19 protein-coding genes are annotated in these 25,080 nt (G+C 73.0%); 17 read left to right on the top strand and 2 right to left on the bottom strand.

All coding sequences use genetic code 11. The features are described 5' to 3' along the window. The first annotated feature begins 54 nt into the window (after positions 1-54). On the top strand, positions 55-879 hold the full coding sequence (locus tag ACIRQ9_RS27790) for an oxidoreductase (protein ID WP_404179056.1): 825 nt from the start codon (positions 55-57) through the stop codon (positions 877-879). Positions 880-1,278: 399 nt separating this feature from the next. Here ACIRQ9_RS27790 and ACIRQ9_RS27785 read toward each other — a convergent pair whose 3' ends face one another. Then, the gene (locus ACIRQ9_RS27785; RefSeq protein ID WP_404179053.1) at positions 1,279-2,103 is read right to left on the bottom strand and encodes an HAD family hydrolase; all 825 of its coding nucleotides are present in this window, start codon (positions 2,101-2,103) and stop codon (positions 1,279-1,281) included. A 644-nt stretch (positions 2,104-2,747) separates the two neighbouring features. Here ACIRQ9_RS27785 and ssd point away from each other — a divergent pair. The 7 genes from ssd (at position 2,748) to ACIRQ9_RS27750 (ending at position 7,828) form a co-directional block, all read left to right on the top strand. Further along, complete coding sequence (gene ssd, locus ACIRQ9_RS27780) at positions 2,748-3,785, top strand: septum site-determining protein Ssd (RefSeq protein WP_404179050.1); 1,038 nt, start codon at positions 2,748-2,750, stop codon at positions 3,783-3,785. After that, positions 3,782-4,990 (top strand): TadA family conjugal transfer-associated ATPase, encoded by a 1,209-nt coding sequence (locus ACIRQ9_RS27775; protein ID WP_404179046.1) that lies wholly within the window; start codon positions 3,782-3,784, stop codon positions 4,988-4,990. Before ssd ends, ACIRQ9_RS27775 begins: the two co-directional genes overlap by 4 nt. After that, positions 4,983-5,843, top strand: coding sequence for a type II secretion system F family protein (locus ACIRQ9_RS27770; RefSeq protein ID WP_404179043.1), 861 nt, complete (start codon positions 4,983-4,985; stop codon positions 5,841-5,843). The genes ACIRQ9_RS27775 and ACIRQ9_RS27770 overlap by 8 nt, the downstream gene beginning before the upstream one ends. Beyond that, positions 5,840-6,613, top strand: a complete 774-nt coding sequence (locus ACIRQ9_RS27765; RefSeq protein WP_404179040.1) for a type II secretion system F family protein — start codon at positions 5,840-5,842, stop codon at positions 6,611-6,613. Before ACIRQ9_RS27770 ends, ACIRQ9_RS27765 begins: the two co-directional genes overlap by 4 nt. 72 nt (positions 6,614-6,685) lie before the next feature. Next, positions 6,686-6,865, top strand: a complete 180-nt coding sequence (locus ACIRQ9_RS27760; RefSeq protein ID WP_404179037.1) for a DUF4244 domain-containing protein — start codon at positions 6,686-6,688, stop codon at positions 6,863-6,865. A 28-nt stretch (positions 6,866-6,893) separates the two neighbouring features. After that, positions 6,894-7,214, top strand: coding sequence for a TadE family type IV pilus minor pilin (locus tag ACIRQ9_RS27755; RefSeq protein WP_404179034.1), 321 nt, complete (start codon positions 6,894-6,896; stop codon positions 7,212-7,214). Then, positions 7,211-7,828: an Rv3654c family TadE-like protein gene (locus ACIRQ9_RS27750; protein WP_404179031.1), complete on the top strand. Its 618-nt coding sequence runs from the start codon at positions 7,211-7,213 to the stop codon at positions 7,826-7,828. Before ACIRQ9_RS27755 ends, ACIRQ9_RS27750 begins: the two co-directional genes overlap by 4 nt. On the opposite strand, the gene ACIRQ9_RS27745 is transcribed toward ACIRQ9_RS27750, so the two are convergent. Beyond that, complete coding sequence (locus ACIRQ9_RS27745; RefSeq protein ID WP_404179028.1) at positions 7,797-10,247, bottom strand: DEAD/DEAH box helicase; 2,451 nt, start codon at positions 10,245-10,247, stop codon at positions 7,797-7,799. The two genes, ACIRQ9_RS27750 and ACIRQ9_RS27745, sit on opposite strands and share 32 nt — an antisense overlap. An 83-nt stretch (positions 10,248-10,330) precedes the next feature. Between ACIRQ9_RS27745 and bldG the strand changes: the two genes are divergently transcribed. The 9 genes from bldG (at position 10,331) to ACIRQ9_RS27700 (ending at position 25,051) form a co-directional block, all read left to right on the top strand. Further along, the gene (gene bldG / locus ACIRQ9_RS27740) at positions 10,331-10,672 is read left to right on the top strand and encodes an anti-sigma factor antagonist BldG (RefSeq protein ID WP_010986038.1); all 342 of its coding nucleotides are present in this window, start codon (positions 10,331-10,333) and stop codon (positions 10,670-10,672) included. Between the two features lie 240 nt (positions 10,673-10,912). After that, entirely contained in the window at positions 10,913-11,341 is a 429-nt protein-coding gene (locus ACIRQ9_RS27735; RefSeq protein WP_404179025.1) for an ATP-binding protein, read from the top strand. Positions 11,342-11,669: 328 nt separating this feature from the next. Beyond that, positions 11,670-14,081, top strand: coding sequence for a sodium-translocating pyrophosphatase (locus ACIRQ9_RS27730; protein WP_404179022.1), 2,412 nt, complete (start codon positions 11,670-11,672; stop codon positions 14,079-14,081). A 299-nt stretch (positions 14,082-14,380) separates the two neighbouring features. Next, positions 14,381-14,983 carry a small secreted protein gene (locus ACIRQ9_RS27725; RefSeq protein ID WP_404179019.1) on the top strand — a complete coding sequence of 201 codons (603 nt, stop codon included), beginning with the start codon at positions 14,381-14,383 and terminating at the stop codon, positions 14,981-14,983. Positions 14,984-15,013: 30 nt separating this feature from the next. Next, a complete protein-coding gene (locus ACIRQ9_RS27720; protein WP_404179016.1) occupies positions 15,014-16,543 on the top strand; it encodes a methyltransferase in 1,530 nt (509 codons plus the stop codon). Between the two features lie 267 nt (positions 16,544-16,810). Continuing rightward, entirely contained in the window at positions 16,811-17,008 is a 198-nt protein-coding gene (locus ACIRQ9_RS27715) for a hypothetical protein (protein ID WP_404179013.1), read from the top strand. A 255-nt stretch (positions 17,009-17,263) separates the two neighbouring features. Continuing rightward, entirely contained in the window at positions 17,264-20,083 is a 2,820-nt protein-coding gene (gene topA / locus ACIRQ9_RS27710; protein WP_404179010.1) for a type I DNA topoisomerase, read from the top strand. Between the two features lie 180 nt (positions 20,084-20,263). Continuing rightward, positions 20,264-23,512 carry a dTMP kinase gene (tmk, locus tag ACIRQ9_RS27705; RefSeq protein ID WP_404179007.1) on the top strand — a complete coding sequence of 1,083 codons (3,249 nt, stop codon included), beginning with the start codon at positions 20,264-20,266 and terminating at the stop codon, positions 23,510-23,512. 333 nt (positions 23,513-23,845) lie between these two features. Continuing rightward, positions 23,846-25,051 (top strand): DNA polymerase III subunit delta', encoded by a 1,206-nt coding sequence (locus tag ACIRQ9_RS27700; protein WP_404179005.1) that lies wholly within the window; start codon positions 23,846-23,848, stop codon positions 25,049-25,051. The last annotated feature ends 29 nt before the right edge of the window (positions 25,052-25,080 follow it).

Raw genomic sequence — 25,080 nt, 5'->3', positions numbered from 1 at the left:
AAGAAGACCACTCCTTCGTGGAGTGCCGGGCAGGGGATGCGTAGGGTCGTACTCATGAGTACGACACGTGCGACCGCCGATCCGCTCGCGGCCCTGGGCTCGCTGCCCGGAGTGGCCGAGTCCGTGGAGTCCGTGCGCAAGGCCGTGGACCGGGTCTACGGGCACCGGGTCATGCGGCGCCGCAGCCACGCCGTCACGTCCGAGGCCGCGCTGCGCGGCGCCCGGGGCAGTGCGGCGCTGTCCGGGGCCGACTGGGCGCTGGAGGAGGTGCGGCGGCGCTCCGACTTCGGTGCCGACGGCGAGGCGCGGGTGGTGGGCGCGGCGCTGCGGCTGACCGCGGAGGCCGGTCAACTGCTCTCCGTCTGGCGGCAGTCGCCGCTGCGCGTGCTGGCCCGGCTGCACCTGGTGGCGGCCGCGACCGCCGGCGACGAGGTCGGCCGGCCGCGCCGGGCCGGTGAAGGCGTCGACGAACCGCTGATCGAGCTGCCGCTGCCGAGCGCCGACGAGGTGTCGGGGCGCCTGGAGGGGCTCTCCGGGCTGATCATCGCGGAGAGTTCCGCGCCGGCGCTGGTGACGGCCGCCGTGGTGCACGGCGAACTGCTCGCGCTGCGGCCCTTCACCTCGCACAACGGGCTGGTCGCCCGCGCGGCCGAACGGATCGTGCTGATCGGCAGCGGCCTCGACCCCAAGTCGATCTGCCCGGCCGAGGTCGGCCACGCCGAACAGGGCCGGGCTTCCTACGTGGCCGCGCTGGAGGGGTACGTCTCGGGCACCCCGGACGGCATGGCGGCCTGGATCGCGCACTGCGGCCGCGCGGTAGAGCTGGGTGTCCGGGAGTCGACCGCGGTCTGCGAGGCGCTTCAGCGCGGCGCGGCGTAGCGGTCCGGCAGGGCCGGAGGGTCTGCCCCAACGGGTTGCGGCGGTACGAGGACTCGTACCGCCGCTGGCATGTTCACCGGGTTACCAAGCGTCCTCGAAGTTCGCCCATCAGGTCGGGAACTCTGCCCGTCACCTGGTGCGGCTGGCCCGTAATCGACGGGTCGACGTCGCGTGGGTGCCCGGTGTCCATGCTGGGTCCGTGGGGCCGAATGCGTTGGAAAAGGTGATCCTCTCGGATGTCCTCGGGTCTCGCGGGCCGCTAAACCCTTTGTACTGCAAGCCCGGGGCAAGCGGAACCCCTGCCTGCAGTTCTTTACTTTTGCGCTCAAAGTCGGACTGAAGAGTGTGAAATGCTCTTCGGTGCGCTGAACGGGTGAAAAGGGAGGCCGGTGCGGCCGTTCAGGCGACGGTGTTCCGGCGCCGGCTCGCGTACCAGACCAGACCCGCCGTGGCCGCAGCCGCTCCTATCGCCGCCGCGGCGACCAGGGCGGGCCGCGGGGGTGCGGGGATCCGCTGCTTGAGCCGGACCGGGCGGTGGAAGTCCAGGATCGGCCAGCCGCGTCCGAGCGCCTCGCGGCGCAGGGCGCGGTCCGGGTTCACCGCGTGCGGGTTCCCGACCGCCTGGAGCATCGGCAGGTCGGTCGCCGAATCGCTGTACGCGTAGCTCCGGTCGAGGTCGTACCCCTCGGAGACGGCCAGCTCCCGGACCGCCTCGGCCTTGGTCGGGCCGTAGGCGTAGTACTCCACCTCGCCCGTGTAGCAGCCGTCGTCGCCGACGACCATGCGGGTGGCCACCACCCGGTCGGCCCCCAGCAGTTCGCCGATCGGCTCGACCACCTCGGCGCCCGAGGTGGAGACGATGACGACGTCCCGGCCGGCCCGGTGATGGGCCTCGATGAGGGAGGCGGCCTCGTCGTAGATGATCGGGTCGATCAGGTCGTGCAGGGTCTCGGCGACGATCTCCTTGACCTGCTGGACATTCCAGCCACGGACCAGACCGGACAGGTAGGCGCGGGTGCGCTCCATCTGGTCGTGGTCCATACCGCCGACCAGGAACACGAACTGGGAGTACGCGGTGCGCAGCGCCGCCCTGCGGTTGATCAGACCGCCTTGGTAGAACGACTTGCTGAAGGTGAGCGTGCTCGACTTCGCAATGACCGTCTTGTCCAGGTCAAAGAAGGCCGCTGTGCGGGGCAAGGAGTGGTTTTCCACGTCCCCGAGCATAGGCGCCCACCATTCGGCGTAAGGTGGGGCGCGTGGGTTTGCCTGAGAGGGCTCTCGGGTACACCATGGAAGTCACGGATCGTTCGCGACCGTGCTAACCCGGTCCGGCTCCTCCCCCCCCGAGTCGGCCGTGGAGACGACCCCCACTCTCCCCCCCGGTGGGGGTCGTCGCATGTCCGGACGGGTTTTTCCCCTCCTCTCCAGATGTCGAAGCCTTGGCCGGGCGGCTGCCGCCCGGCCTTTCGTGCACCCATGATTCATCACTCTGGGTAGTCGTCGCGCTGCGCTGTGGAAGTCGCACAGCGCCCAGAACAGGCCTCACCGGTATGGGTGACGGCGATATTCACAGCCGTCGTCTTGTCCACAGTTTTCGACCAAGATCCACACGATTTCCGGGTTCGTCGCACCGTGATTCCAGCGCGCTCCGACGGGCGGCGAGTTCATGGCCGGTTCCGTTTGTCGGGCGCCCATGGCCGGTTTCTGTCGGCCGTGCACAGGGAGACCGCAAGCCGGTTCTCCACACGTATGGGAATCGCGCGGCCCTGGAGGCCGCACGCACGAACACAGCCGAGGGGGAACCTCACGTGGCCGGAACTGTCACCTACGAATCACCGTCCGCCGCCCCGGGACGACCCGGACGACCGATGATCGTCACCGAGGACGCCGAACTCCTCGACGACCTGCTGCGCCTGTGCGCGGCGGCCGGCGCCAAACCCGAGGTGCACCACGGACTGCCGGAACGCGGCGGCGGCTGGGAGTCCGCCCCGCTCGTCCTCGTCGGTGACGACGCCGCCTGCCGGGTGCGCGGAGCCACGCGCCGACGCGGGGTGGTGCTGGTCGGCCAGGACCAGGACGACCCCGACGTGTGGAAGCGCGCCGTGCAGATCGGCGCCGACCACGTCCTGATGCTGCCGGACGGCGAGCAGTGGCTCGTGGACCGGATCGCCGACGTCGTCGAGGGCGTGGGCCGACCGGCCCTCACCGTCGGGGTGATCGGCGGCCGGGGCGGGGCCGGAGCCTCCACGCTCGCCTGCGCGCTCGCCGTCACCTCGGCGCGAGAAGGACTGCGCACCCTCCTGGTGGACGCGGATCCGCTGGGCGGCGGCATCGACGTCCTCCTCGGCGCCGAGACGACCGAGGGGCTGCGCTGGCCCGCGTTCGCCGCCTCGCGCGGCAGGCTCGGCAGCGGCGCGCTGGAGGAGTCGCTGCCCGAACTCCACTCGCTGCGGATCCTCAGCTGGGACCGCGGCGACAGCGTGGCCGTTCCGCCGCCCGCCGTCCGCGCGGTGCTCGCCGCCGTCCGCAGGCGTGGCGGCACGGTCGTCGTCGACCTGCCGCGCCGCCTGGACGACGAGGTCGCCGAAGTCCTCACCCAGCTCGACCTCGCCGTCCTGGTGGTCCCCGCCGAGATCCGGGCGATCGCTGCGGCGGGCCGGGTGGCGGCCACCGTCGGCATGGTCGTGCGCGATCTGCGGGTGGCGGTACGGGGCCCCTACGCGCCGGGACTGGACGACCGCGAGGTGGCCCGGCTGCTCGGCCTGCCGCTGGCCGGCGAAGTGCCCGCCGAACCCGGCCTGTCCCGCCCGAACCGGAAACCCCCTGGCTCCGCCGCACGCGGACCGCTGGCCCGCTTCTGCAAGGGCTTCTGGGAGCGCACGCTCGTCGAGGCGGGTGGCGTATGAGGCCCGGCACGGCGGCGGCCGAAGGGCCGGCCCTGCTCGACGGGGTCAGGCGCTGGCTCGCCGAACACGGCGCCGAACCGACGCCCGCGCGCGTGGCGCAGGCGCTGCGCGCACAGGGCCGGGTGCTCGGCGACGCCGAGGTCCTCGGAGCGGCCGAGCGGCTGCGCTCCGAACTGATCGGCAGCGGCCCGCTGGAACCCCTGCTCGCCGACCCCACGGTCACCGACGTCCTGGTCTCGGCCCCGGACCGTGTCTGGGTGGACCGCGGCGGCGGACTGGAACTGACCCCGGTCGCCTTCCCGGACGCCGCGGCCGTACGGCGGCTCGCGCAGCGCCTGGCCGCGGTGGCCGGCCGGCGCCTGGACGACGCCCGGCCCTGGGCGGACGCCCGGCTGCCCGACGGCACCCGCCTGCACGCGGTGCTGCCACCGGTGGCCGTCGGCTGCACCTGCCTGTCGCTGCGGGTGGTGCGACCGCGGGCTTTCACGCTCGGCGAACTGGTGGCGGCCGGGACCGTGCCGCCGGGCGGCGACCTGATCCTGCGCGCGCTGCTGGCGGCCCGGCTCTCGTTCCTGGTGAGCGGGGGCACCGGCACCGGGAAGACGACCCTGCTCAGTGCCCTGCTCGGCCTGGTCGGCCCGGGGGAGCGGATCGTGCTCGCCGAGGACTCGGCGGAGCTGCGGCCCGAACACCCGCACGTCGTACGGCTGGAGACGAGACCCGCCAACCAGGAGGGCGCCGGTCTGGTCACCCTGGAGGACCTGGTCCGGCAGGCACTGCGGATGCGCCCTGACCGGCTGGTCGTCGGCGAGGTGCGCGGCCCCGAGGTCGTCGACCTGCTGGCCGCGCTCAACACCGGGCACGAGGGCGGCTGCGGCACGGTGCACGCCAACGCGGCCGCGGACGTCCCCGCCCGGATGGAAGCGCTCGGTACGGCCGCCGGACTCGACCGGGCGGCCCTGCACAGCCAGTTGGCGGCCGCGCTGTCGGTGGTGCTGCACCTCGTGCGGGACCGCGCCGGCCGGCGACGGATCGCCGAGGTGCACGTCCTGGAGCGGGACTCCTCGGGTCTGGTGCGGACGGTGCCGGCCCTGCGCTGGGGGACGGAGGCCTTCGAGCGCGAACCGGGGTGGGAGCGGCTGCGGGAGCTGCTGCGAAGTGACGAACGTGATCTGCGAGCCGGAAGGGCTGTGTGCGATGGGTGAGACGACGGTCGGTGCGGCCGTGATGTGCGGGGGAGTCCTGGCGTGGCTCCTGGCCGAGCGGCAGCGCGAGGTACGGCGGGCCCGACTGCTGCTCGCCGGAGGCGGGGCGATGGCGGCCGGACCGCCTTCCTGGGAGCGGACGGCCGGGGAACTGCGGCGGCTGCGCGCCCGCTGGCGGGGCGAGTGGTGGGCCCTGGCCGCCGGCATCGCGCTGGCCCTGGTCGCCGCCTCGGTGATTCCGGTCCTCGCCGGGGCGGCCGGGGTGCCGGTGCTGCGCCGGCTGCGGCTGGCCCGGAGGGCCGCCCGGATCCGGCAGGCACGTGCGGACGCGGTGATCGCTTTCTGCGGGACGCTCGCCGGTGAGCTGCGCGCCGGACGGCAGCCCGGCGAGGCGCTGCTGCGGGCCGCGCGGGACTCCGGCGGGCTCGGCGAGGCCCGGGCGGCCGTGGTGGCGGCGGCCCGCTTCGGCGGAGACGTCCCGGCCGCCCTCGTGACGGCCGCACGCCGGCCGGGCGCCGACGGCCTGCTGGGGCTCGCCGCGTGCTGGCGGGTGGCCGTCGACCAGGGCGCCGGGCTCGCGGCGGGGCTCGGCCGTCTGGAGACGGCTCTGCGCGCCGAACGGGACCAGCGCGCCGATCTGCGCGCCCAGTTGTCCGGCGCCCGGGCCACCGTGGTGCTCCTCGCCGCGCTGCCCGCCCTCGGTCTGCTGCTCGGCTCGGCCATGGGCGCCGACCCGCTGCGCGTGCTGCTGCACACCGGGGCCGGGCTGGGCTGCCTGGCCGCCGGAGCCGTGTTCGAGGGCGCCGGGATGTGGTGGGCGGCCCGGATCGTGCGAGGAGCTGAGGCGGTATGACAGCGGATCTCGGGCCGGGGACGGCGGCCCTGGCGCTGTCGGCCGCGGGCTGGCCCGCGTGGCGGCTGTGGACCGCGGGACGTGGCCGCCTGGCCCGGCGCAGGGCGGCCGAACTGCTGGGCCTGGAGCTGCCGGAGCGGCGGTCCGGCAGCGGCCGTGCCGTCCGCCGGTGGCTGCCGGTGGCCGGTGTGGTGTGCGGCGGCTGGGCGCTGGTCGGCGGGGTCGTCGGCCTGCTGGTCGGGCTGGGCGTCGCGGCGGCGCTGTGGCGCCTGCGGTCCCGCGAGGCGGACGCGGCACGGGCGGCCGAGGCCGAGGCGTCCCGGGCCGCCCGTCAGCTCCCGCTCGCCTCCGACCTGCTGGCCGCCTGCATCGCCGCCGGGGCGGCCCCCGCGGTCGCCGCCCAGGCCGTCGGCGAGGCGCTCGGCGGCCCGGTCGGTGAAGGGCTCGCCCGGGGTGCCGCGGAGGTCCGGCTGGGCGGCGAACCGGCCGACGCCTGGCAGCGGTTGGCGGCGCTGCCGGGAGCCGCGGCCCTGGCCCGGCTGCTGGAGCGCGCGGCGGAGTCCGGCCTGCCGGCGGCCGCCCCGGTCGCCCGGCTCGCGGCGGACGCCCGCGCGGAATGGGCCAGGGGCGCGACCGAGCGGGCCCGGCGGGCGGCCGTGTTGATCTCGGCACCGGTGGGGCTGTGCTTCCTGCCCGCGTTCATCGCGGTCGGCGTACTGCCCGTGGTGATCGGGCTGGCCGGCGGGGTGATGCGAGGGGGTGGTGGATGAAAGAGGCGATACGGGTCGTCCAGTGATCAGAACATCGGAATGCGGAATGCTTCGGAATACCTAGGAGTCGGGATGTACGGGAAAGTGCGGAAGGCGCTGCGCCGGGACGCGGGAATGGTCACCTCGGAGTACGCGATGGGGATCATCGCCGCCGTCGGGTTCGCCGCGGTTCTCTACGCGGTCGTGACGAGCGGAGAGGTCAGCGCAGAACTCCAGGACATCGTGAAACGGGCCCTCGGTGCGCGGATGTGAGCGGGGGCGCGGGGCGGACCGCGGGTTCGTGACGGCGGAGACGGCCGTGGTGCTGCCGGTGCTGGTGGCGTTCACGATGGCGCTGGTGTGGGGGCTGCTCGTGATCGCCGACCAGGTCCGGTGCGTGGACGCGGCCCGCACCGGGGCGCGGGCCGCCGCGCGGCAGGACGCCGAGGGCGCGGTGGTCGCCGTGGTGAAGGAGGCCGCGCCGCACGGGGCGTCGGTCACCGTCGGGCGGGAGGGCGACCTGGTCAGGGTGACGGTGGTGGCGAGGCCGCCGGTGCTCGGGGCGCTGCCGTTCGAGGTGCGGGAGTCGGCGGTGGCGCTGGCCGAGGAGGCGGGGCCATGAGACGCCGGTACGCGGACCGGGGGTCGGCCACCGTCTGGAGCGTCGGCGCGATCGGCGTCCTGTGCGCGGTGTTCGGGGTACTGCTCGGGCTGGGTCAGGCGATCGTGGTCCGGCACCGCGCGGCCGGTGCCGCCGATCTGGCGGCCCTCGCGGCGGCGGACCGCTGGGCCGAGGGCACGGCGGGTGCCTGTGCCCGCGCGGACCGCGTGGTCCGGGCGCAGGGGGCCCGGCTGACGCGGTGCGTGATCGTCGGGGACGTCTCGGACGTGACGACGGCGTCGGGCGGCGGGCTGTTCGGAGCGGAGATCCGGGCCAGAGCCGGCCCGGCGGTCCCGCCGCAGACGGCTCCGGCTCCCGCTCCGGCTCCGGCTCCCGCTCCGGCTCCGGCTCCCGCTCCCGCTCCGGCACCGGCTCCGGCTCCCGCTCCGGCACCGACACCGCCACTGGCGGCCGTGCCGGCCACCCGGGCCGCGCCGGCTCCGCCACCGGCCGCCGGCCCGGCCACCCGGGCCGCGCCCGGTCGGCAGCCCTCGCCGCACGCGACGCCCGCACCGGGCACCGGTCCGGCCCCCGGCACCGCGTCTAGTCGGGAGCCCCCTTCAGCAGCACCGTGAGCAGCCGCACCGCGCCTCGCTTGTGCAGGGGGTCGTTGCCGTTCCCGCACTTGGGCGACTGGATGCAGGACGGGCAGCCGGCCTCGCACTCGCACGCCGCGATGGCCTCGCGGGTGGCCGTGAGCCACGTGCGGGCGGTGTGGAAGGCGCGTTCCGCGAAGCCCGCGCCGCCCGGGTGGCCGTCGTAGACGAAGACCGTCGGGAGGAGGGTGTCGGGGTGCAGGGGGACCGACACGCCGCCGATGTCCCAGCGGTCGCAGGTCGCGAAGAGCGGGAGCAGGCCGATGGAGGCGTGTTCGGCGGCGTGCAGGGCGCCGCCGAGGATCTCCGGGGTGATCCGGGCCTCGTCGAGCTGGTCCTCGGTGACGGTCCACCACACGGCGCGGGTGCGGAGGGTGCGGGGTGGCAGGTCGAGTTTCGTCTCGCCGAGGACCTCGCCGGTGATGAGCCGGCGGCGGAGGAAGGAGACCACCTGGTTGGTGACCTCGACGGAGCCGTAGCAGAGGCGGCCCTCGCCCCACGGGATCTCGATGTCCGTCTCCAGGACGGAGATGGCCGTCGTGTCGCGGGCGACCGTGGAGTACGGCGGCTCGGCCCGTTCGACCAGCGCGACCGAGTCCTCCAGGTCCAGGGAGCGGACCAGGTAGGTGCGGCCCTGGTGCAGGTGGACCGCGCCCTCGTGGACCGCGGAATGGGCGGCGCTCGCGTCCACCGTGCCCAGCAGCCGTCCCGTGCCCTCCTCGACGATCTGCACCGGGCGTCCGCCCTCGCCGCGGATGTCGGTCAGCTCCGCGGCGCGCTCCCGCCGGGTCCAGTGCCAGGCCTTGGCGCGGCGGCGCAGCAGCTTCGCGGCCTCCAGCTGCGGCAGCAGCTCGCGGGACGCGGGACCGAACAGGTCGAGGTCGTCGTCGGTCAGCGGGATCTCGGCCGCGGCGGCGCACAGGTGCGGAGCGAGGACGTACGGGTTGTCGGGGTCGAGGACCGTCGATTCCACCGGTTGGTCGAACAGGGCCTCGGGATGATGGACGAGGAAGGTGTCCAGCGGGTCGTCGCGGGCCACCAGGACCGCCAGGGCGCCTTGGCCGGAGCGGCCCGCCCGGCCCGCCTGCTGCCACACAGAGGCCCTCGTACCCGGGTACCCGGCGATCAGTACGGCGTCGAGCCCGGAGACGTCCACGCCCAGCTCCAGGGCCGTTGTGGCGGCAAGTCCGAGGAGCTCCCCGGAGTGCAGCGCGCGTTCCAGGGCGCGCCGCTCCTCGGGGAGGTAGCCGCCGCGGTAGGCCGCGACACGCCGGGCCAGGGACCGGTCCACCTCGGCCAGCCGTTCCTGGGCGATGAGTGCGATCAGCTCGGCGCCACGCCGGGAGCGTACGAAGGCGACCGACCGCACGCCCTGCACGGCGAGGTCGGTCAGCAGGTCGGCGGTCTCGGCGGTGGCGGTACGGCGGACCGGGGCGCCCTTCTCGCCGTGCAAATCGGTCAGCGGCGGCTCCCAGAGGGCGAAGACCAGCTCGCCGCGCGGGGAGGCGTCGTCGGCGATCTCGACCACCGGCAGGCCGGTCAGGCGGCGGGCGGCGACGGCCGGCTCGGCGGCGGTCGCGGAGGCCAGCAGGAAGACCGGGGAGGCGCCGTAGCGGGCGCACAGGCGGCGCAGCCTGCGCAGCACCTGGGCGACGTGCGAGCCGAAGACGCCCCGGTAGGTGTGACATTCGTCGATGACGACGTACTTCAGCGACTTCAGGAAGGAGGACCAGCGGGCGTGCCCGGGGAGTATCCCGCGGTGCAGCATGTCGGGGTTGGTGAGCACGTAGTTGGCGTACTGGCGGACCCACTCCCGTTCCTCGTACGGGGTGTCGCCGTCGTACACGGCGGCCCGTACGGCGGTGTCCAGCGGTTGTGAAAGTTCCTTCACCGATCGGCACTGATCTGCCGCGAGCGCCTTGGTGGGGGCCAGGTAGAGGGCGGTGGCGCCACGGCCGTTGGGCGCCTCGGAGCCGTCCAGGAGGGTGGACAGGACCGGTACGAGGTAGGCCAGGGACTTGCCGGATGCGGTGCCGGTGGCGACCACCACCGACTCGCCGTCCAGGGCGTGCTCGGCGGCCAGTGCCTGGTGTTCCCACGGGTGGTCGATGCCGGCGGCCTGCACGGCGGCGATCACTTCCGAACGAATCCGGTCAGGCCAGACGGCATGCCGACCCGCTCGCGGGGGCAAGTGCTCCGTATGAGTGATGCGCGAAGCCCGGCTCGGCCCGGCGGCGAGCCGGCCCAGGACCGTGCCCGGAGAGGACCCGGAAGCGGCTGGGGCCGAGGGTCGATCGGATCGGTGATTTATGGCCATCGGGACCGAGTGTGTCACCGGCGTGACGGACAATGGGGCCAAGGCGTCGTGCACGCCTGCCGGTAAGTGATTGAATGCCATCGCGGCTGGCGTACCGTCCCGGGGGCCGCAAGCCGAGGTGTCCCAAGGGGCGACCCGCTCGATAGCAAGGTGCTGGAGGATCCGTGGACCTGTCCCTGTCGACCCGTACCGTCGGCGATCGTACGGTCGTCGAGGTCGGTGGTGAAATCGACGTATATACCGCGCCCAAGCTGCGCGAGCAGCTGGTCGAGTTGGTGAACGACGGGAATTTCCACCTCGTCGTCGACATGGAGGGCGTGGACTTCCTCGACTCCACCGGACTCGGCGTGCTGGTCGGCGGCCTGAAGCGGGTGCGTGCCCATGAGGGCTCGCTGCGCCTGGTCTGCAACCAGGAGCGCATTCTGAAGATCTTCCGCATCACCGGCCTCACCAAGGTGTTCCCGATCCACACCTCGGTCGAGGAAGCGGTGGCGGCCACCGACTGACCCGGGCCGGCCGACGGCTTCCGGACCGCGGATCGGTCCGGGTGCCGTCCGGCCGGCCTCTGACACGGGCTCGTACGGAACCGTACGCAGGGCCCGTGTCGCTTCCGCCCGCTCGGGCCCGCATGCCCGTGCCGGCAGCCGTTCACGGGTCGCAGGTCCGTGGCGGACGCAATTCATCGGGGGCCCGGGTTTTCGGCGACCCGGCCCCCCACCGCACGCCCGTAGTTCCGAGGGGGACGTATGGCCACCGTTGAACTCCGCTTCAGCGCGCTGCCCGAGCACGTCCGCACCGCCCGACTGGTGGCGGCGGCGGTGGCGCGCAGGGCCGGAGTGGACGAGGCCGTCCTGGACGAGGTCCGGCTGGCCGTCGGCGAGGCCTGTTCCCGCGCTGTCGGACTGCACCAGAGCGCCGGCATCAACGAGCCGGTGCGGGTCGCGCTGATCGAGGAGGAGAAGCAGTTCTCCATCGAGGTCGGCGACGAGGCGCCCCGATCCGTTCCCGTCGACCGGGCGACCGGTGCGGCGCCGGACGTGGAGGCCGAGGAGGACGAGATGGGCCTCGCGGTCATCAGCGGTCTCGTCGACGACGTGGAGGTGACCGCCGGCGAGCACGGCGGCCTGATCCGCATGAGGTGGCCGACCACTCCGCCCGGAGTCACGCTCGTCTGAGCGTCACCCGATCATGAGCAGGGCCCTGCCGAGCAGGGCCCTTCTTGTTATTTTCCGGCCGATGTCATCCGTTCGCCGAATTCGTGAAAGAATTCACGATCGACGGTCCCGGCGGATCGCCGGATAATTTGATCAAGCGCCGAATAGGCCAGTGGTGATCGTCAATGCTTTTAAGGCGTTACCGCTTTCGGGTTCGCCGTCGTGACCTCGATCATTTGCTGAAGGGCACGAGAAGGCCAATTCCGCTTACCGTCCCCTTTTTAGATCACTCGCGGGTACCTAGAATCCGTCCACATCTTGAGCTCAGCCCAAGCGTCAAGGAGGACGAATGGCGGGGCTTTCTACCCCTCATCAGCTCGGTCACCCCACAACCCTCGCGGCCGCGGTCCTGACCGACGACAACCGGGTCCTGGTCGCGGTGATCGCCGTCGTGGCGCTGGCCGCGCTCGTGGTCGCCTGGATCCTGGTGCGCCAGGTCCTCGCGGCAGGCGAGGGCACCGACAGCATGAAGAAGATCGCGGCGGCGGTCCAGGAAGGCGCGAACGCCTATCTGGCCCGGCAGTTGCGCACCCTCGGCGTATTCGCCGTCGTGGTGTTCTTCCTGCTCCTGCTGCTGCCCGCGGACGACTGGAATCAACGCGCCGGCCGATCGATCTTCTTCTTGATCGGCGCGGCGTTCTCGGCGGCCACCGGCTATATCGGCATGTGGCTCGCCGTGCGCAGCAATGTCCGTGTCGCGGCGGCCGCCCGGGAAGCCACCCCGGCGGAAGGCGAACCGGAAAAGGATCTCACCGCCGTCTCGCACAAAGCCATGAAGATCGCTTTCCGTACGGGCGGCGTGGTCGGCATGTTCACCGTGGGCCTCGGCCTGCTCGGCGCCTCCTGCGTGGTGCTGGTGTACGCGGCCGACGCGCCGAAGGTGCTCGAAGGCTTCGGCCTGGGCGCCGCCCTGATCGCCATGTTCATGCGTGTCGGCGGCGGCATCTTCACCAAGGCCGCCGACGTCGGCGCCGACCTGGTCGGCAAGGTCGAACAGGGCATTCCGGAGGACGACCCGCGCAATGCCGCGACCATCGCCGACAACGTGGGCGACAACGTCGGCGACTGTGCGGGCATGGCCGCCGACCTCTTCGAGTCCTACGCGGTGACCCTGGTCGCCGCGCTGATCCTCGGCAAGGCGGCCTTCGGCGACGCGGGACTCGCCTTCCCGCTCCTGGTACCGGCCATCGGTGTGCTGACGGCCATGATCGGCATCTTCGCGGTCGCGCCGCGTCGCAGCGACCGCAGCGGCATGAGCGCCATCAACCGCGGGTTCTTCATCTCCGCGGTGATCTCGCTCGCGCTGGTCGCGGTCGCGGTCTTCGTGTACCTGCCGGGCAGCTACGCCGAACTCGACGGGATCTCCGACGCGGCCATCAAGGCCAGGGACGGCGATCCGCGGATCCTCGCGCTGGTCGCGGTCGCCATCGGCATCCTGCTGGCGGCCGTCATCCAGCAGCTGACCGGCTACTTCACCGAGACCAACCGGCGTCCGGTCATGGACATCGGCAAGTCGTCGCTGACCGGCCCGGCCACCGTGGTCCTCGCCGGCATCTCGATCGGCCTGGAATCGGCCGTCTACACCGCGCTGCTGATCGGCCTCGGCGTCTACGGCGCGTTCCTGCTCGGCGGTACGTCGATCATGCTGGCGCTGTTCGCGGTGGCGCTGGCCGGCACCGGCCTGCTCACCACGGTCGGTGTGATCGTCGCCATGGACACCTTCGGGCCCGTCTCCGACAACGCCCAGGGCATCGCCGAGATGTCCGGCGACGTCGAGGGCGCGGGCGCGCAGGTGCTCACCAACCTGGACGCCGTGGGCAACACGACCAAGGCCATCACCAAGGGCATCGCCATCGCCACCGCCGTGCTCGCGGCGTCGGCGCTGTTCGGGTCGTACCGGGACGCGATCACCACGAACGTGCAGGACGTGGGCGCGAAACTGTCCGGAGCCGGCGCGCCGCTGACCCTGTCGATGGACATCTCGCAGCCCAACAACCTGGTCGGGCTCATCGCGGGCGCGGCGGTCGTCTTCCTCTTCTCCGGACTCGCCATCAACGCGGTGTCGAGGTCGGCGGGTTCGGTCGTCTACGAGGTGCGGCGGCAGTTCCGCGAGCACCCCGGGATCATGGACTACACGGAGACGCCCGAGTACGGCAAGGTCGTCGACATCTGCACCAAGGACGCCCTGCGCGAGCTGGCCACGCCGGGACTGCTCGCCGTGATGGCGCCCATCTTCGTCGGGTTCACGCTCGGTGTCGGCGCGCTCGGCTCCTATCTCGCGGGCGCGATCGGCGCAGGCACCCTGATGGCCGTCTTCCTGGCCAACTCCGGCGGTGCCTGGGACAACGCCAAGAAGCTCGTCGAGGACGGCCACCACGGCGGCAAGGGCAGCGAGGCCCACTCCGCCACGGTGATCGGTGACACGGTCGGCGACCCCTTCAAGGACACCGCGGGCCCCGCGATCAACCCGCTGCTCAAGGTCATGAACCTGGTCTCGCTGCTCATCGCACCCGCGGTGATCAAGTTCTCGTACGGCCACGACAAGAGCGTCGGCGTCCGGATCGTGATCGCGATCCTCGCGCTGCTCGTGATCGTCGGCGCCGTGTACATCTCCAAGCGGCGCGGCATCACCGTCGGGGACGACGACGAGGACGGCGCGGCACGCGTCGCCAAGTCGGCCGACCCCGCGGTGGTTTCGTAGGCGGTCTTACGACGGCCGGCCCGGTTCGCGCGAGCGGGCCGGGCCAACGACCGGGCGGACGGCGTGTGCTGACACGCCGTCCGCCCGTTGCGCGTGCCGGAGAGCGCCCGCCGGTCCGGCCGCGCGGCCGGACGTGGTCCCGCGCCCCGGCGCAGGGTGTGCCCGGCGTCTCGTGGTGAGCCTTCTCTCCCCCCGGTCAAATCGACCTAAAAGCATCTTTAATGCATGGTCTCTATGGGGGTGCTGTCCGTGCGCCGTGTAGATTCCGGGGGCCGAGAGCCATTGAAGGGACCTATCCGGTGAACAAGAAGCTCGCGGCCGCACTGTCCGGCGGTGCGGTACTCGTAGTGGCGCTGTCCGGGTGCAGCAGCAACAAGGGGACCGATCCCAAGCTGATCTCCTGGGCCAAGACCGTGTGCGACGCGGTTCCTGCGCAGGACGCGAAGATCAAGGCGGCCAACGCCGCCATCTCGCAGACGGCCTCGGACACCACGAGTTCGCCCGCCACCATCCAGAAGACCGACTCCAAGGCCTTCCAGGACATGTCCGACGGCTACAAGGCGCTCGCCGCGGCCATCAGCGGCGCCGGCGCGCCTCCTGGGATCGACGACGGCGCCAAGCGCCAGCAGGACGTCGTCAAGAACCTCAACAGCCTCTCCGCCTCCTACGCCGACCTGAAGAAGAAGGTCGACGCGCTGGAGACCAAGAACCAGGCGAAGTTCGCCTCCGGTCTGCACGACGTCGCCTCCCAGATGGCCGACCTGGAGACGCAGAACAAGAGCGGCACCGCCGCGCTCGAGGCCCTGGAGCAGGGCGAGGTCAAGGACGCGATCGCCGAGCAGGCCAGCTGCAAGAAGGTCTCCGCGACGGCGCCGGCGTCCGCCTCGTCCACCGCGAGCTGAGGCGGTCCCCGTGCGGGGGCGCGGGCCACAATGGAGGGCGTGACTGACTCCGGCCTCGCCACCCTGCCCGCCTCCGACCGCCCCGACGTCGCCGCACGGCTGCGCACCGCCCTGCTGGGCGCCTCCTTCACCGCCGACGGACTTCTGGAGCTGCTCGGCGCGCCCGCCTACGCCGCGCTGGCCCGCAGCGAGACGGTGCCCGCGCTCCGGGCCACCCGCGGCGACACCCCGCTGGAGACGCTGGTCCGGCTGTTCCTGCTCCAGCAGCCCGTGCCGCACGCGCGCGTGGCGGACACGCTGCCCGTGGACGGCCTCCTGGAGAGCGGCTGGCTGGTCCGCGCCGGCTCCGACGAGGTCGCGGCCACCGTGGACGTACGGCCGTACGGCGGGCCGGAGGGCGAGGACTGGTTCATCGTCTCCGACCTCGGCTGCGCGGTCGGTGGCGCCGGCGGCATCGGACAGCGCGACGAGGGCGTCGTCCTCGGCGTCGGCGGCGCGTCCACGACGCTGGCCGGGATCACCGTCCGCACGCCCGTCTCCGCCGCCCTCGACCTCGGCACCGGCTCCGGGATCCAGGCGCTGCACGCCGCCCAGCACGCCACGCGCGTGACGGCGACCGACCTCAACCCGCGGGCGCTGCACGTCACGGCGCTCACGCTGGCGCTGTCCGGCGCCCCGGCGGCCGACCTGCGCGAGGGCTCGCTGTTCGAGCCCGTCAGGGAAGGGGAGTCGTACGACCTCATCGTCTCCAACCCGCCGTTCGTGATCTCGCCGGGCGCCCGGCTGACGTACCGGGACGGCGGGATGAGCGGGGACGATCTGTGCCGGTCGCTCGTTCAACAGGCCGGGGAGCGGCTGACCGCGGGCGGGTTCGCACAGTTCCTCGCCAACTGGCAGCACGTCGCGGGGGAGGACTGGCAGGACCGGGTCAGGTCGTGGGTGCCGCGTGGGTGCGACGCGTGGATCGTGCAGCGCGAGGTCCAGGACGTCAACCAGTACGCGGAGTTGTGGCTCCGGGACTCCGGCGACCACCGCGGGGACCCGGCGGAGTACCAGGCGCGGTACGACGCGTGGCTCGACGAGTTCGAGGCGCGGAAGGTGAAGGGGGTGGGCTTCGGCTGGATCACGCTGCGCAGGACGGACGCCGCCGAGCCCGTCATCACCGTGGAGGAGTGGCCGCATTCGATCGAACAGCCGCTCGGTGAGACGATCCGCGCGCACTTCGACCGCCTCGACTACCTCCGTGCGCACGACGACGCGGATCTGCTCGAAGGCCACTTCAGGCTCGCCGTCGAGGTCGTCCAGGAACAGGTCGGGCTGCCCGGCGCCGAGGACCCGGAGCACGTGGTGCTGCGCCAGCACCGCGGGATGCGCCGCGCGACCAAGGTGGACACGGTCGGCGCGGGCTTCGCCGGGGTGTGCGACGGCTCACTGAGCGCGGGGCGGATTCTCGACGCCATCGCCCAGCTGATGGGCGAGGATCCGGTGCTGCTGCGGGACCGCACGCCCGCGCAGATCCGGCTGCTGGTGGAACAGGGGTTCCTGGAGCCGGCGGGCTGACGGCCCCGGGGGCCGGCGGGTCGGGAACGGGCCGGTGCGGTGGGCGGCGGGGCGTGGGCCGGCCGCCCGGAGGACACGCCGGAGGAGGAAAAGGGCCGGAAAAATGTGGCCGGAATGTTCCTCTCGTAGTCAGTCGACCGAATGTTCGAGATGTCGGTGATATCTCGTTCACCTCGATTTCGCCCGCCGGTCTCCCGTCCGCCGCCCGCCCGTGGCAGTCTCCCCGCGCTGGGCAGTCACGGGCGGACGGGAAGGGGCGCGCGGGTCATGGAGAGCGGACCGGCGATCTTCGCGGGGGCGGTGTTCGCCCTGTTCGGAGGCGCACTGCTGGTGTGGACCGGCGTCCGGGTCCGGCGCGGTGAACCCGTCGCCCAAGGCGTGAGCCAGGTCGCGTCCGCGACCCTCGCGGGCCTGGCCTCGGTGATCGCGCTGGGCCTCGGGGCGTACTGCCTGACCCGCCTGTGAGGGTCGCCTCCGGGTGACCGGAGCGTCACGCTCCGGACAGGGCCGGGAGAACGGCCGGGGACTCCGGGCGGCAGGAATGGCGGTAGTCGGGTTACCGTTCGAGTGGCCGTTGCGGGCTTTTCCCGTTTGACACGGGGGCGGGATGTACCGTCACACTCCGCAGCGTCACCAAGTGAGCGGGCATCCGTGCCCGTGCCGCGCCCCCGGGAGCAAGGCCTGGGGAGGCCCCAGCGTCGACCGGAGAGAAGAGCGAAGTTGTCCCCGACCAGCGAGACCGCACAGGGCGGCCGCCGACTCGTCATCGTCGAGTCGCCTGCCAAGGCGAAGACGATCAAGGGCTATCTGGGCCCCGGATACGTCGTCGAAGCGAGCGTCGGGCACATCCGTGACCTTCCCAACGGCGCCGCGGAGGTGCCCGAGAAGTACACCGGCGAGGTCCGGCGCCTCGGCGTGGACGTCGAGCACGACTTCGAGCCGATCTACGTCGTCAACGCCGACAAGCGGGCGCAGGTCAAGAAGCTCAAGGACCTGCTGAAGGACTCCGACGAACTCTTCCTCGCCACCGATGAGGACCGCGAGGGCGAGGCCATCGCCTGGCACCTGCTGGAAGTCCTCAAGCCCAAGGTCCCCGTCAAGCGGATGGTCTTCCACGAGATCACCAAGGAAGCGATCCGTGCGGCCGTCGCCAACCCGCGCGAACTGAACCAGCGCATGGTCGACGCCCAGGAGACCCGCCGCATCCTCGACCGCCTCTACGGCTACGAGGTCTCGCCGGTCCTGTGGAAGAAGGTCATGCCGCGGCTGTCGGCCGGCCGTGTGCAGTCCGTGGCGACCCGCCTCGTGGTCGAGCGGGAGCGGGACCGCATCGCGTTCCGTTCCGCCGACTACTGGGACCTGACCGGCACCTTCGCGACCGGCCGGGCCGGCGACCCGTCGGACCCGTCCTCGCTGGTCGCCAGGTTGCAGGCCGTCGACGGCAAGCGCGTCGCCCAGGGCCGTGACTTCGACTCGCTCGGTCAGCTGAAGTCCGCGAACACCCTCCACCTCGACGAGGCGAACGCCCGCGCGCTCGCCGCCGCCCTGGAGAACACCCGGTTCTCGGTCCGCTCGGTCGAGTCCAAGCCGTACCGCCGCTCTCCGTACGCCCCCTTCCGTACGACGACCCTCCAGCAGGAGGCGAGCCGCAAGCTCGGCTTCGGCGCCAAGGCCACCATGCAGGTCGCGCAGAAGCTGTACGAGAACGGCTACATCACGTACATGCGTACCGACTCCACGACGCTGAGCGACACCGCCGTCGCCGCGGCGCGGGCCCAGGTCACGCAGCTCTACGGCGCCGACTACCTGCCCTCGTCCCCGCGCGTGTACGCCGCGAAGGTCAAGAACGCCCAGGAGGCGCACGAGGCGATCCGCCCCTCGGGTGATCGTTTCCGCACCCCGGCGGAGACCGGCCTGACCGGCGACCAGTTCAAGCTCTACGAGCTGATCTGGAAGCGGACCGTCGCCTCCCAGATGAAGGACGCGACCGGCAACAGCGTCACCGTGAAGATCGCCGGCACGGCCGCCGACGGCCGGGACGCCGAGTTCAGCGCCTCCGGCAAGACGATCACCTTCCACGGCTTCCTCAAGGCCTACGTCGAGGGTGCCGACGACCCGAACGCCGAGCTGGACGACCGCGAGCGCCGGCTGCCGCAGGTCGGCGAGGGCGACGCGCTCTCCGCCGAGGAGATCACGGTCGACGGGCACTCCACCAAGCCCCCGGCCCGCTACACCGAGGCCTCGCTGGTCAAGGAGCTCGAAGAGCGCGAGATCGGCCGCCCGTCGACGTACGCCTCGATCATCGGCACGATCCTCGACCGCGGCTACGTCTTCAAGAAGGGCACGGCCCTCGTGCCGTCCTTCCTCTCCTTCGCCGTGGTCAACCTGCTGGAGAAGCACTTCGGCCGGCTGGTCGACTACGACTTCACCGCGCGCATGGAGGACGACCTCGACCGCATCGCCGCCGGTCAGGCGAAGGCGGTGCCGTGGCTGAAGCGGTTCTACTTCGGCGAGGGCACCCCCACGGGCGGCGCGGCCGACGCGGGCAACGGCGACGGCGACCACCTCGGCGGCCTCAAGGAACTGGTGACCGACCTGGGCGCGATCGACGCGCGCGAGGTGTCGTCGTTCCCGGTGGGCGAAGGCATCGTGCTGCGGGTCGGCCGCTACGGGCCGTACGTCGAGCGCGGCGAGAAGGACTCCGAGGGCCACCAGCGCGCGGACGTGCCCGAGGACCTGGCACCCGACGAGCTGTCTGTCGAGCTCGCGGAGGAACTGCTCGCCAAGCCGAGCGGCGACTTCGAACTGGGCGCCGACCCGGAGACCGGCCACCAGATCATCGCCCGCGCGGGCCGCTACGGTCCGTACGTCACCGAGGTGCTGCCCGAGGGCACCCCGAAGACCGGCAAGAACGCGGTCAAGCCGCGCACGGCGTCGCTCTTCAAGACCATGTCCCTGGACACGGTCACGCTGGCGGACGCGCTCCGGCTGATGTCGCTGCCCAGGGTCGTCGGCGCCGACGCCGAGGGCCAGGAGATCACCGCGCAGAACGGGCGCTACGGGCCGTACCTGAAGAAGGGCACGGACTCGCGTTCGCTCACCTCCGAGGACCAGCTCTTCACGATCACCCTCGAAGAGGCGCTGGCGATCTACGCCCAGCCCAAGCAGCGGGGCCGGGCCGCCGCCAAGCCGCCGCTGAAGGAACTGGGCACCGACCCGGTCAGCGAGAAGCCGGTCGTGGTGAAGGACGGCCGCTTCGGGCCGTACGTCACCGACGGGGAGACGAACGCGACCCTGCGCTCCGGCGACAGCGTCGAGGAGATCACCCCGGAGCGCGGCTTCGAACTGCTCGCCGAGAAGCGGGCCAAGGGGCCCGCCAAGAAGACGGCGAAGAAGGCGCCCGCGAAGAAGACGACGGCCGCCAAGAAGGCCGCCCCGGCGAAGAAGGCGGCGGCCAAGAAGACCGTCGCCAAGACGACGACCGCGAAGAAGACGACCGCCAAGAAGGCGACGGCCGCGAAGGCCGCCTCCGAGGACTGAGCCACCCTCAGGCACATCTGACGGTCACACCGGTTCGCGCCGGTCGATTCGGTCCATATCGGTCGCACTGGTTCACACCGTCTTCGCAATGCACACGCCCCGGCATCAACTTGGTGTCGGGGTGTGCGTACCTGTGGACGGTCGCGACGTGCTGTCGGCGGCTGCCGATAGGCTGAAAGCATGACGCCAGCCGAGCAGCCAACGGCCCCCCAGACAGAACCGGACGACGCACTGGTAGCGGATTCCCGCGAGCGCGCCGTCCGCTCGCTGCTGCGCCGACCCGAGCTGAGGCGTTTGTGGAGCGCCCAACTGGTCAGCGGTGTCGGTGACACGCTGGCCCTCCTGGTGCTTGTCGTGCTCACGCTTCAAGCGGCGATCACGCAGGGATCGTTCGGTGGTGGCTACCGCGGTGCGGCGTTCGCGGTGGCGGTCGTCTTCGGCGTGCGCATCCTGGCCACCCTGCTCTTCGGCGCGGTCCTGCTGGGCCCGCTGACCACGCTGACCGCCCAGGACGGCCCGCTGGACCGCCGCTGGACGATGGTCGGCGCCGACGGCCTGCGCGCGCTGCTCCTGATCGTCGCCCCGCTGTGGATCGACTGGACGCCGGAGAACGCCCCGGCGGTCCTCCTGGTGACGGTCTTCGTCACCGGAGTCGCCGAGCGCTTCTGGACGGTCTGCCGGGAGAGCGCGGCCCCCGCGCTGCTGCCCGCCCCGCCCCCGGAGGGCGCGACGGTACGACCGCTGCCGGACCACCTGGACGCACTGCGCCGCCTGTCGCTGCGGACGACCTTCCTGGCCGTCCCGCTCGCGGCCGCCGCGCTGGTCGTCGCCTCCCTGGTCAACAACCTGCTGGGCACGGGCATCGCCTGGTTCGCCCAGCACCAGGCGGCCCTCGGGTCGTACGTGGCGGCGGGCCTGTTCGCCGCCTCCCTCTCGGTCCTGGTCTACCTGGAGGTGCCCGGCACGCGCACCCCGCGCCCGCGGTCGCCGCTGGAGGGCCTGCGCCGTCCCAAGGCCGGCACCGGCACCGACCGGGGCCGCACCGGAGTCATCCCGCTGCTGGTGACGGCCTGCGCCGCCGTCGCCGGAGCCATCTCCGCCGCGGTCGCCGTCTCCGTGCTGCACGCCAAGGACCTGGGCGGCGGCCCGGTCCTCTACGGCCTGCTGGTGCTCGCGCTGACCGGCGGCGTCGCCGTCGGCATCCGCACGGCGCCCGCGCTGCTGCCGACGCTCTCCCGGCGCCGTCTGCTGTCGCTGGCGATCGCCTTCACCGGCATCGCGCTGCTCGCCGGCGGCCTGGTCCCGGACGTCACCTCGGTGCTGCTGATCGTCACGGTGGCCGGCATCGGCGCGGGCGTGGCCGCCAACACCGGGCACACCCTGCTCGACCAGGAGACCGAGGACCACCGCAAGGCGCGCGCCGCCGAGCACCTGCACGCGGTCGTCCGGGTCGCCATAGCGGTCGGCGCGCTGGTCGCCCCCCTGGTCGCGGCCCTCATCGGGCCGCACCGCCTGGAGAACGGCAAGTTCGTGTTCGCGCACGGCGGCGCCGCGTTCACGCTGATGCTGATCGGCGCGCTGCTGCTGCCGGTGGCCGCGCTGGTGCTGGCCAAGATCGACGACCGTGCGGGCGTACCGCTCCGGCACGACCTGCGGGACGCGCTGCTCGGCGGCGACGACCCCACGCAGGCGCCCACCTCCAACGGCTTCTTCATCGCCCTGGAGGGCGGCGACGGCGCCGGGAAGTCCACCCAGGCCGAAGCCCTCGCCGAGTGGATCCGCGCCAAGGGCCACGAGGTCGTCCTCACCCGCGAGCCCGGTGCCACCCCGGTCGGCAAGCGGCTGCGCTCGATCCTGCTCGACGTCTCCTCGGCCGGTCTGTCGCACCGTGCGGAGGCGCTGCTGTACGCCGCCGACCGCGCGGAGCACGTCGACACCGTCGTGCGGCCCGCCCTGGAGCGCGGCGCGATCGTCATCTCCGACCGGTACATCGACTCCTCCGTCGCCTACCAGGGCGCCGGACGCGACCTGTCCCCGACCGAGGTCGCCCGCATCAACCGCTGGGCGACCAACGGGCTCGTCCCGCACCTGACCGTCCTGCTGGACGTGGAGCCGGAGACCGCCCGCGAGCGGTTCACCGAGGCTCCCGACCGGCTGGAGTCGGAGCCGGCCGAGTTCCACGCGCGCGTGCGGGCCGGTTTCCTCACGCTGGCCGCTTCCGACCCGGGCCGCTACCTGGTCGTCGACGCGGCCCAGGAGCCCGAGTCGGTGACCACCGTCATCCGGGCCCGGCTCGACACCGTGCTGCCGCTGTCCGAGGCCGAGATCAAGGCCGCCGAGGAGGCCCGCAAGGCCGCCGAGGAGGAGGCCCGGCGCAAGGCCGAGCTGGAGGCCGCGCGCAAGGCCGAGGAGGAGCGGGTCGAGCGCGAGCGCCAGGAGCAGCTCGCCAAGCTCCGTGCCGAGGAGGAGGAGCGCAAGCGCCGCGAGCTGGAGGAGGCGCAGCGCCGTGAGGCCGAGCGGCAGGCGGAGGAGGCCCGGCTCCGTGCCGAGGAGGCCCGCCGCCGTGCCGAGGAGGAGCAGGCCCGCCTGCTCGCCGAGGAGAAGGCGCGCGCGGAGGCGGAGGTCCGCCGCCAGGCCGAGGAGGCGCGGCGCCGCCGTCAGGCCGAGGAGGAGGCCCGGCTGCGCGCCGAGGCCGAGGAACTGCGCCTGGAGAAGCAGCGCAGGGCCGAGGAGGCCCTGCTCAAGGCCGAGCAGGCGCGCCGTGCCGCGGCGGAGGCCGCGGCCGCGGCCGACGCGGCGGCCCGCGAGTCGTCGGCGCCCCGGCCCACCGCGCCCGGTGTCACGCCCGAGGCGACGACCATGCCGACGCCCGTCGTGCGACCGGACGACGAGACGCCGGCGGCGCCGAGCCGCGCGGCGGACGAGACGGCGGTGCTGCGCCCGGTGCGCGCCGACCGCGAGCCGCCGGCCCGCGAGTCCGAGGCCGAGGTGACGGCCCAGCTGCCGCAGCCGCCCGCGGGTGCGGCCGACGAGACGGCGGTACTGCCGCCGGTGGTGCCGGGAGCCGCGGACGAGACGGCCGTGCTGCCCGCCGTGGGCGCGGCCGACGAGACGGCCGTCCTGCCTCCCGTGCGCGACGAGCCGGCTCCCGCGGCCGACAGCCCGGCGGACCGGATGCCGTCCGGCTTCTTCCGGGACGAGCGGACGGACGGTGCGGCCGGGAACCCCGACGGCACCGACGGCCGCACCCGCGAGCTGCCGCAGGTCGACGACGGCACGGGCCGGCGTCAGCGGCCCCGTCCCGACTGGGCCGAGGAGACCCCGCTGGACGACCTGCCGTCGCTGGCCGACGAGCTGCTGGGCTCCTCGTACGAGGAAGAGGAGCTCGACGAGGGGCGGGGCCGCCGGGGCCGCGGGCGCCGGGGCTGACCCGTCCCGGGGACGGATGACGCTCGTACGGGGGCGGCGCGGGTCGGGGAGCCGACCGGTGCCGCCCCCGTCGTCGGCGGGAGCCGCTTGTCCATGGGCATCCGCTGGTCAGTAGGCACTCGCTGGTCAGCGGGCACCTGCTTGTCGGAGGCGCACGCTCGTCAGCGGGCACCCGCTTGTCAGTGGGCGCCCGCACAATGGAGTCCGGCCGAAGAACCGGTGCTCGAAGTACCGGTGGCCCGGAGACCGGTCGCCGAGACCGAGACCGGGATCGAGACCGGGGCCGGAAATCGGGGATCAGGACGTGGCACGGACGGAAGGGCGGCGTGACCCATGACCGTATGGGACGACCTCGTCGGGCAGGAGCGGGTGAGCGAGGTGCTCACCGACGCTGCCCGTGACGCCGACGCCCTGGTCACCGCCGCCGCGGCCGGCCGGCCGGCGCCGGAGACGTCGAAGATGACGCACGCCTGGCTGTTCACGGGGCCGCCGGGCGCCGGGCGCAACCAGGCCGCGCGGGCGTTCGCCGCCGCCCTCCAGTGCGTGAGCCCCGACCGGGCCCTCGGCGGCGTCCCCGGCTGCGGCTTCTGCGACGGCTGCCACACCGCGCTCGTCGGCACCCACGCGGACGTCAGCTCGGTCGCCGCCGTCGGCGCCGAGATCCTGGTCAAGGACATGCGCGACACGGTCCGCAAGTCCTACACGGCCCCGGCGACCGGCCGCTGGCAGGTCATCCTCGTCGAGGACGCCGAGCGGCTCAACGAGAAATCGGCCAACGCCGTTCTCAAGGCCGTCGAGGAGCCCGCCCCCCGCACCGTCTGGCTGCTGTGCGCGCCGTCCGTCGAGGACGTGCTGCCCACGATCCGCTCCCGCTGCCGCCACCTGAACCTCACCACCCCCTCGGTGCAGGCGGTCGCCGACATGCTCGTACGGCGTGAGGGCATCGAGCCCGAGGTGGCCGCGTCGGCCGCCCGCGCCACCCAGGGGCACGTGGACCGGGCCCGGCGCCTCGCCACCGACCCGGCCGCCCGGGCCCGCCGGGCCGCCGTGCTGAAGCTGCCGCTGCGGCTGGACGAGATCGGGGCGTGCCTGAAGGCCGCCCAGGAGCTGGTGGACGCGGCGGCCGAGGACGCCAAGCAGCTCGCCGAGGAGACGGACGGCAAGGAGACCGAGGAGCTGAAGACGGCGCTCGGCGCGGCCGAGGGCGGCCGGCTGCCGCGCGGCACGGCGGGTGTGATGAAGGACCTGGAGGACATGCAGAAGCGCCGCCGCACCAGGACCCAGCGGGACAGCCTCGACGTCGCCCTCACCGACCTCACCGGCTTCTACCGCGATGTCCTCGCCCTCCAGCTGGGTTCCAGGGTCGCGATCGCCAACGGGGACGCCGAGGAGGCCCTGGACCGGCTGGCCCGCGCGGGCTCGCCCGAGGCCACGCTCCGCCGGATCGAGGCGATCGCCGCCTGCCGGGACGCCCTGGACAGGAACGTGGCGCCACTGCTCGCGGTGGAGGCGATGACGATGGCACTGAGAGCGGGCTGAACGCGACCGGCGGCGGGGCCGCCGGCTCC

This window comes from Streptomyces sp. NPDC101237, from assembly GCF_044767465.1.
Lineage (GTDB): Bacteria > Actinomycetota > Actinomycetes > Streptomycetales > Streptomycetaceae > Streptomyces > Streptomyces gramineus.
The sequence above is the reverse complement of the archived record's forward strand: the minus strand, read 5'-3'. Positions and strand labels throughout refer to the sequence as shown.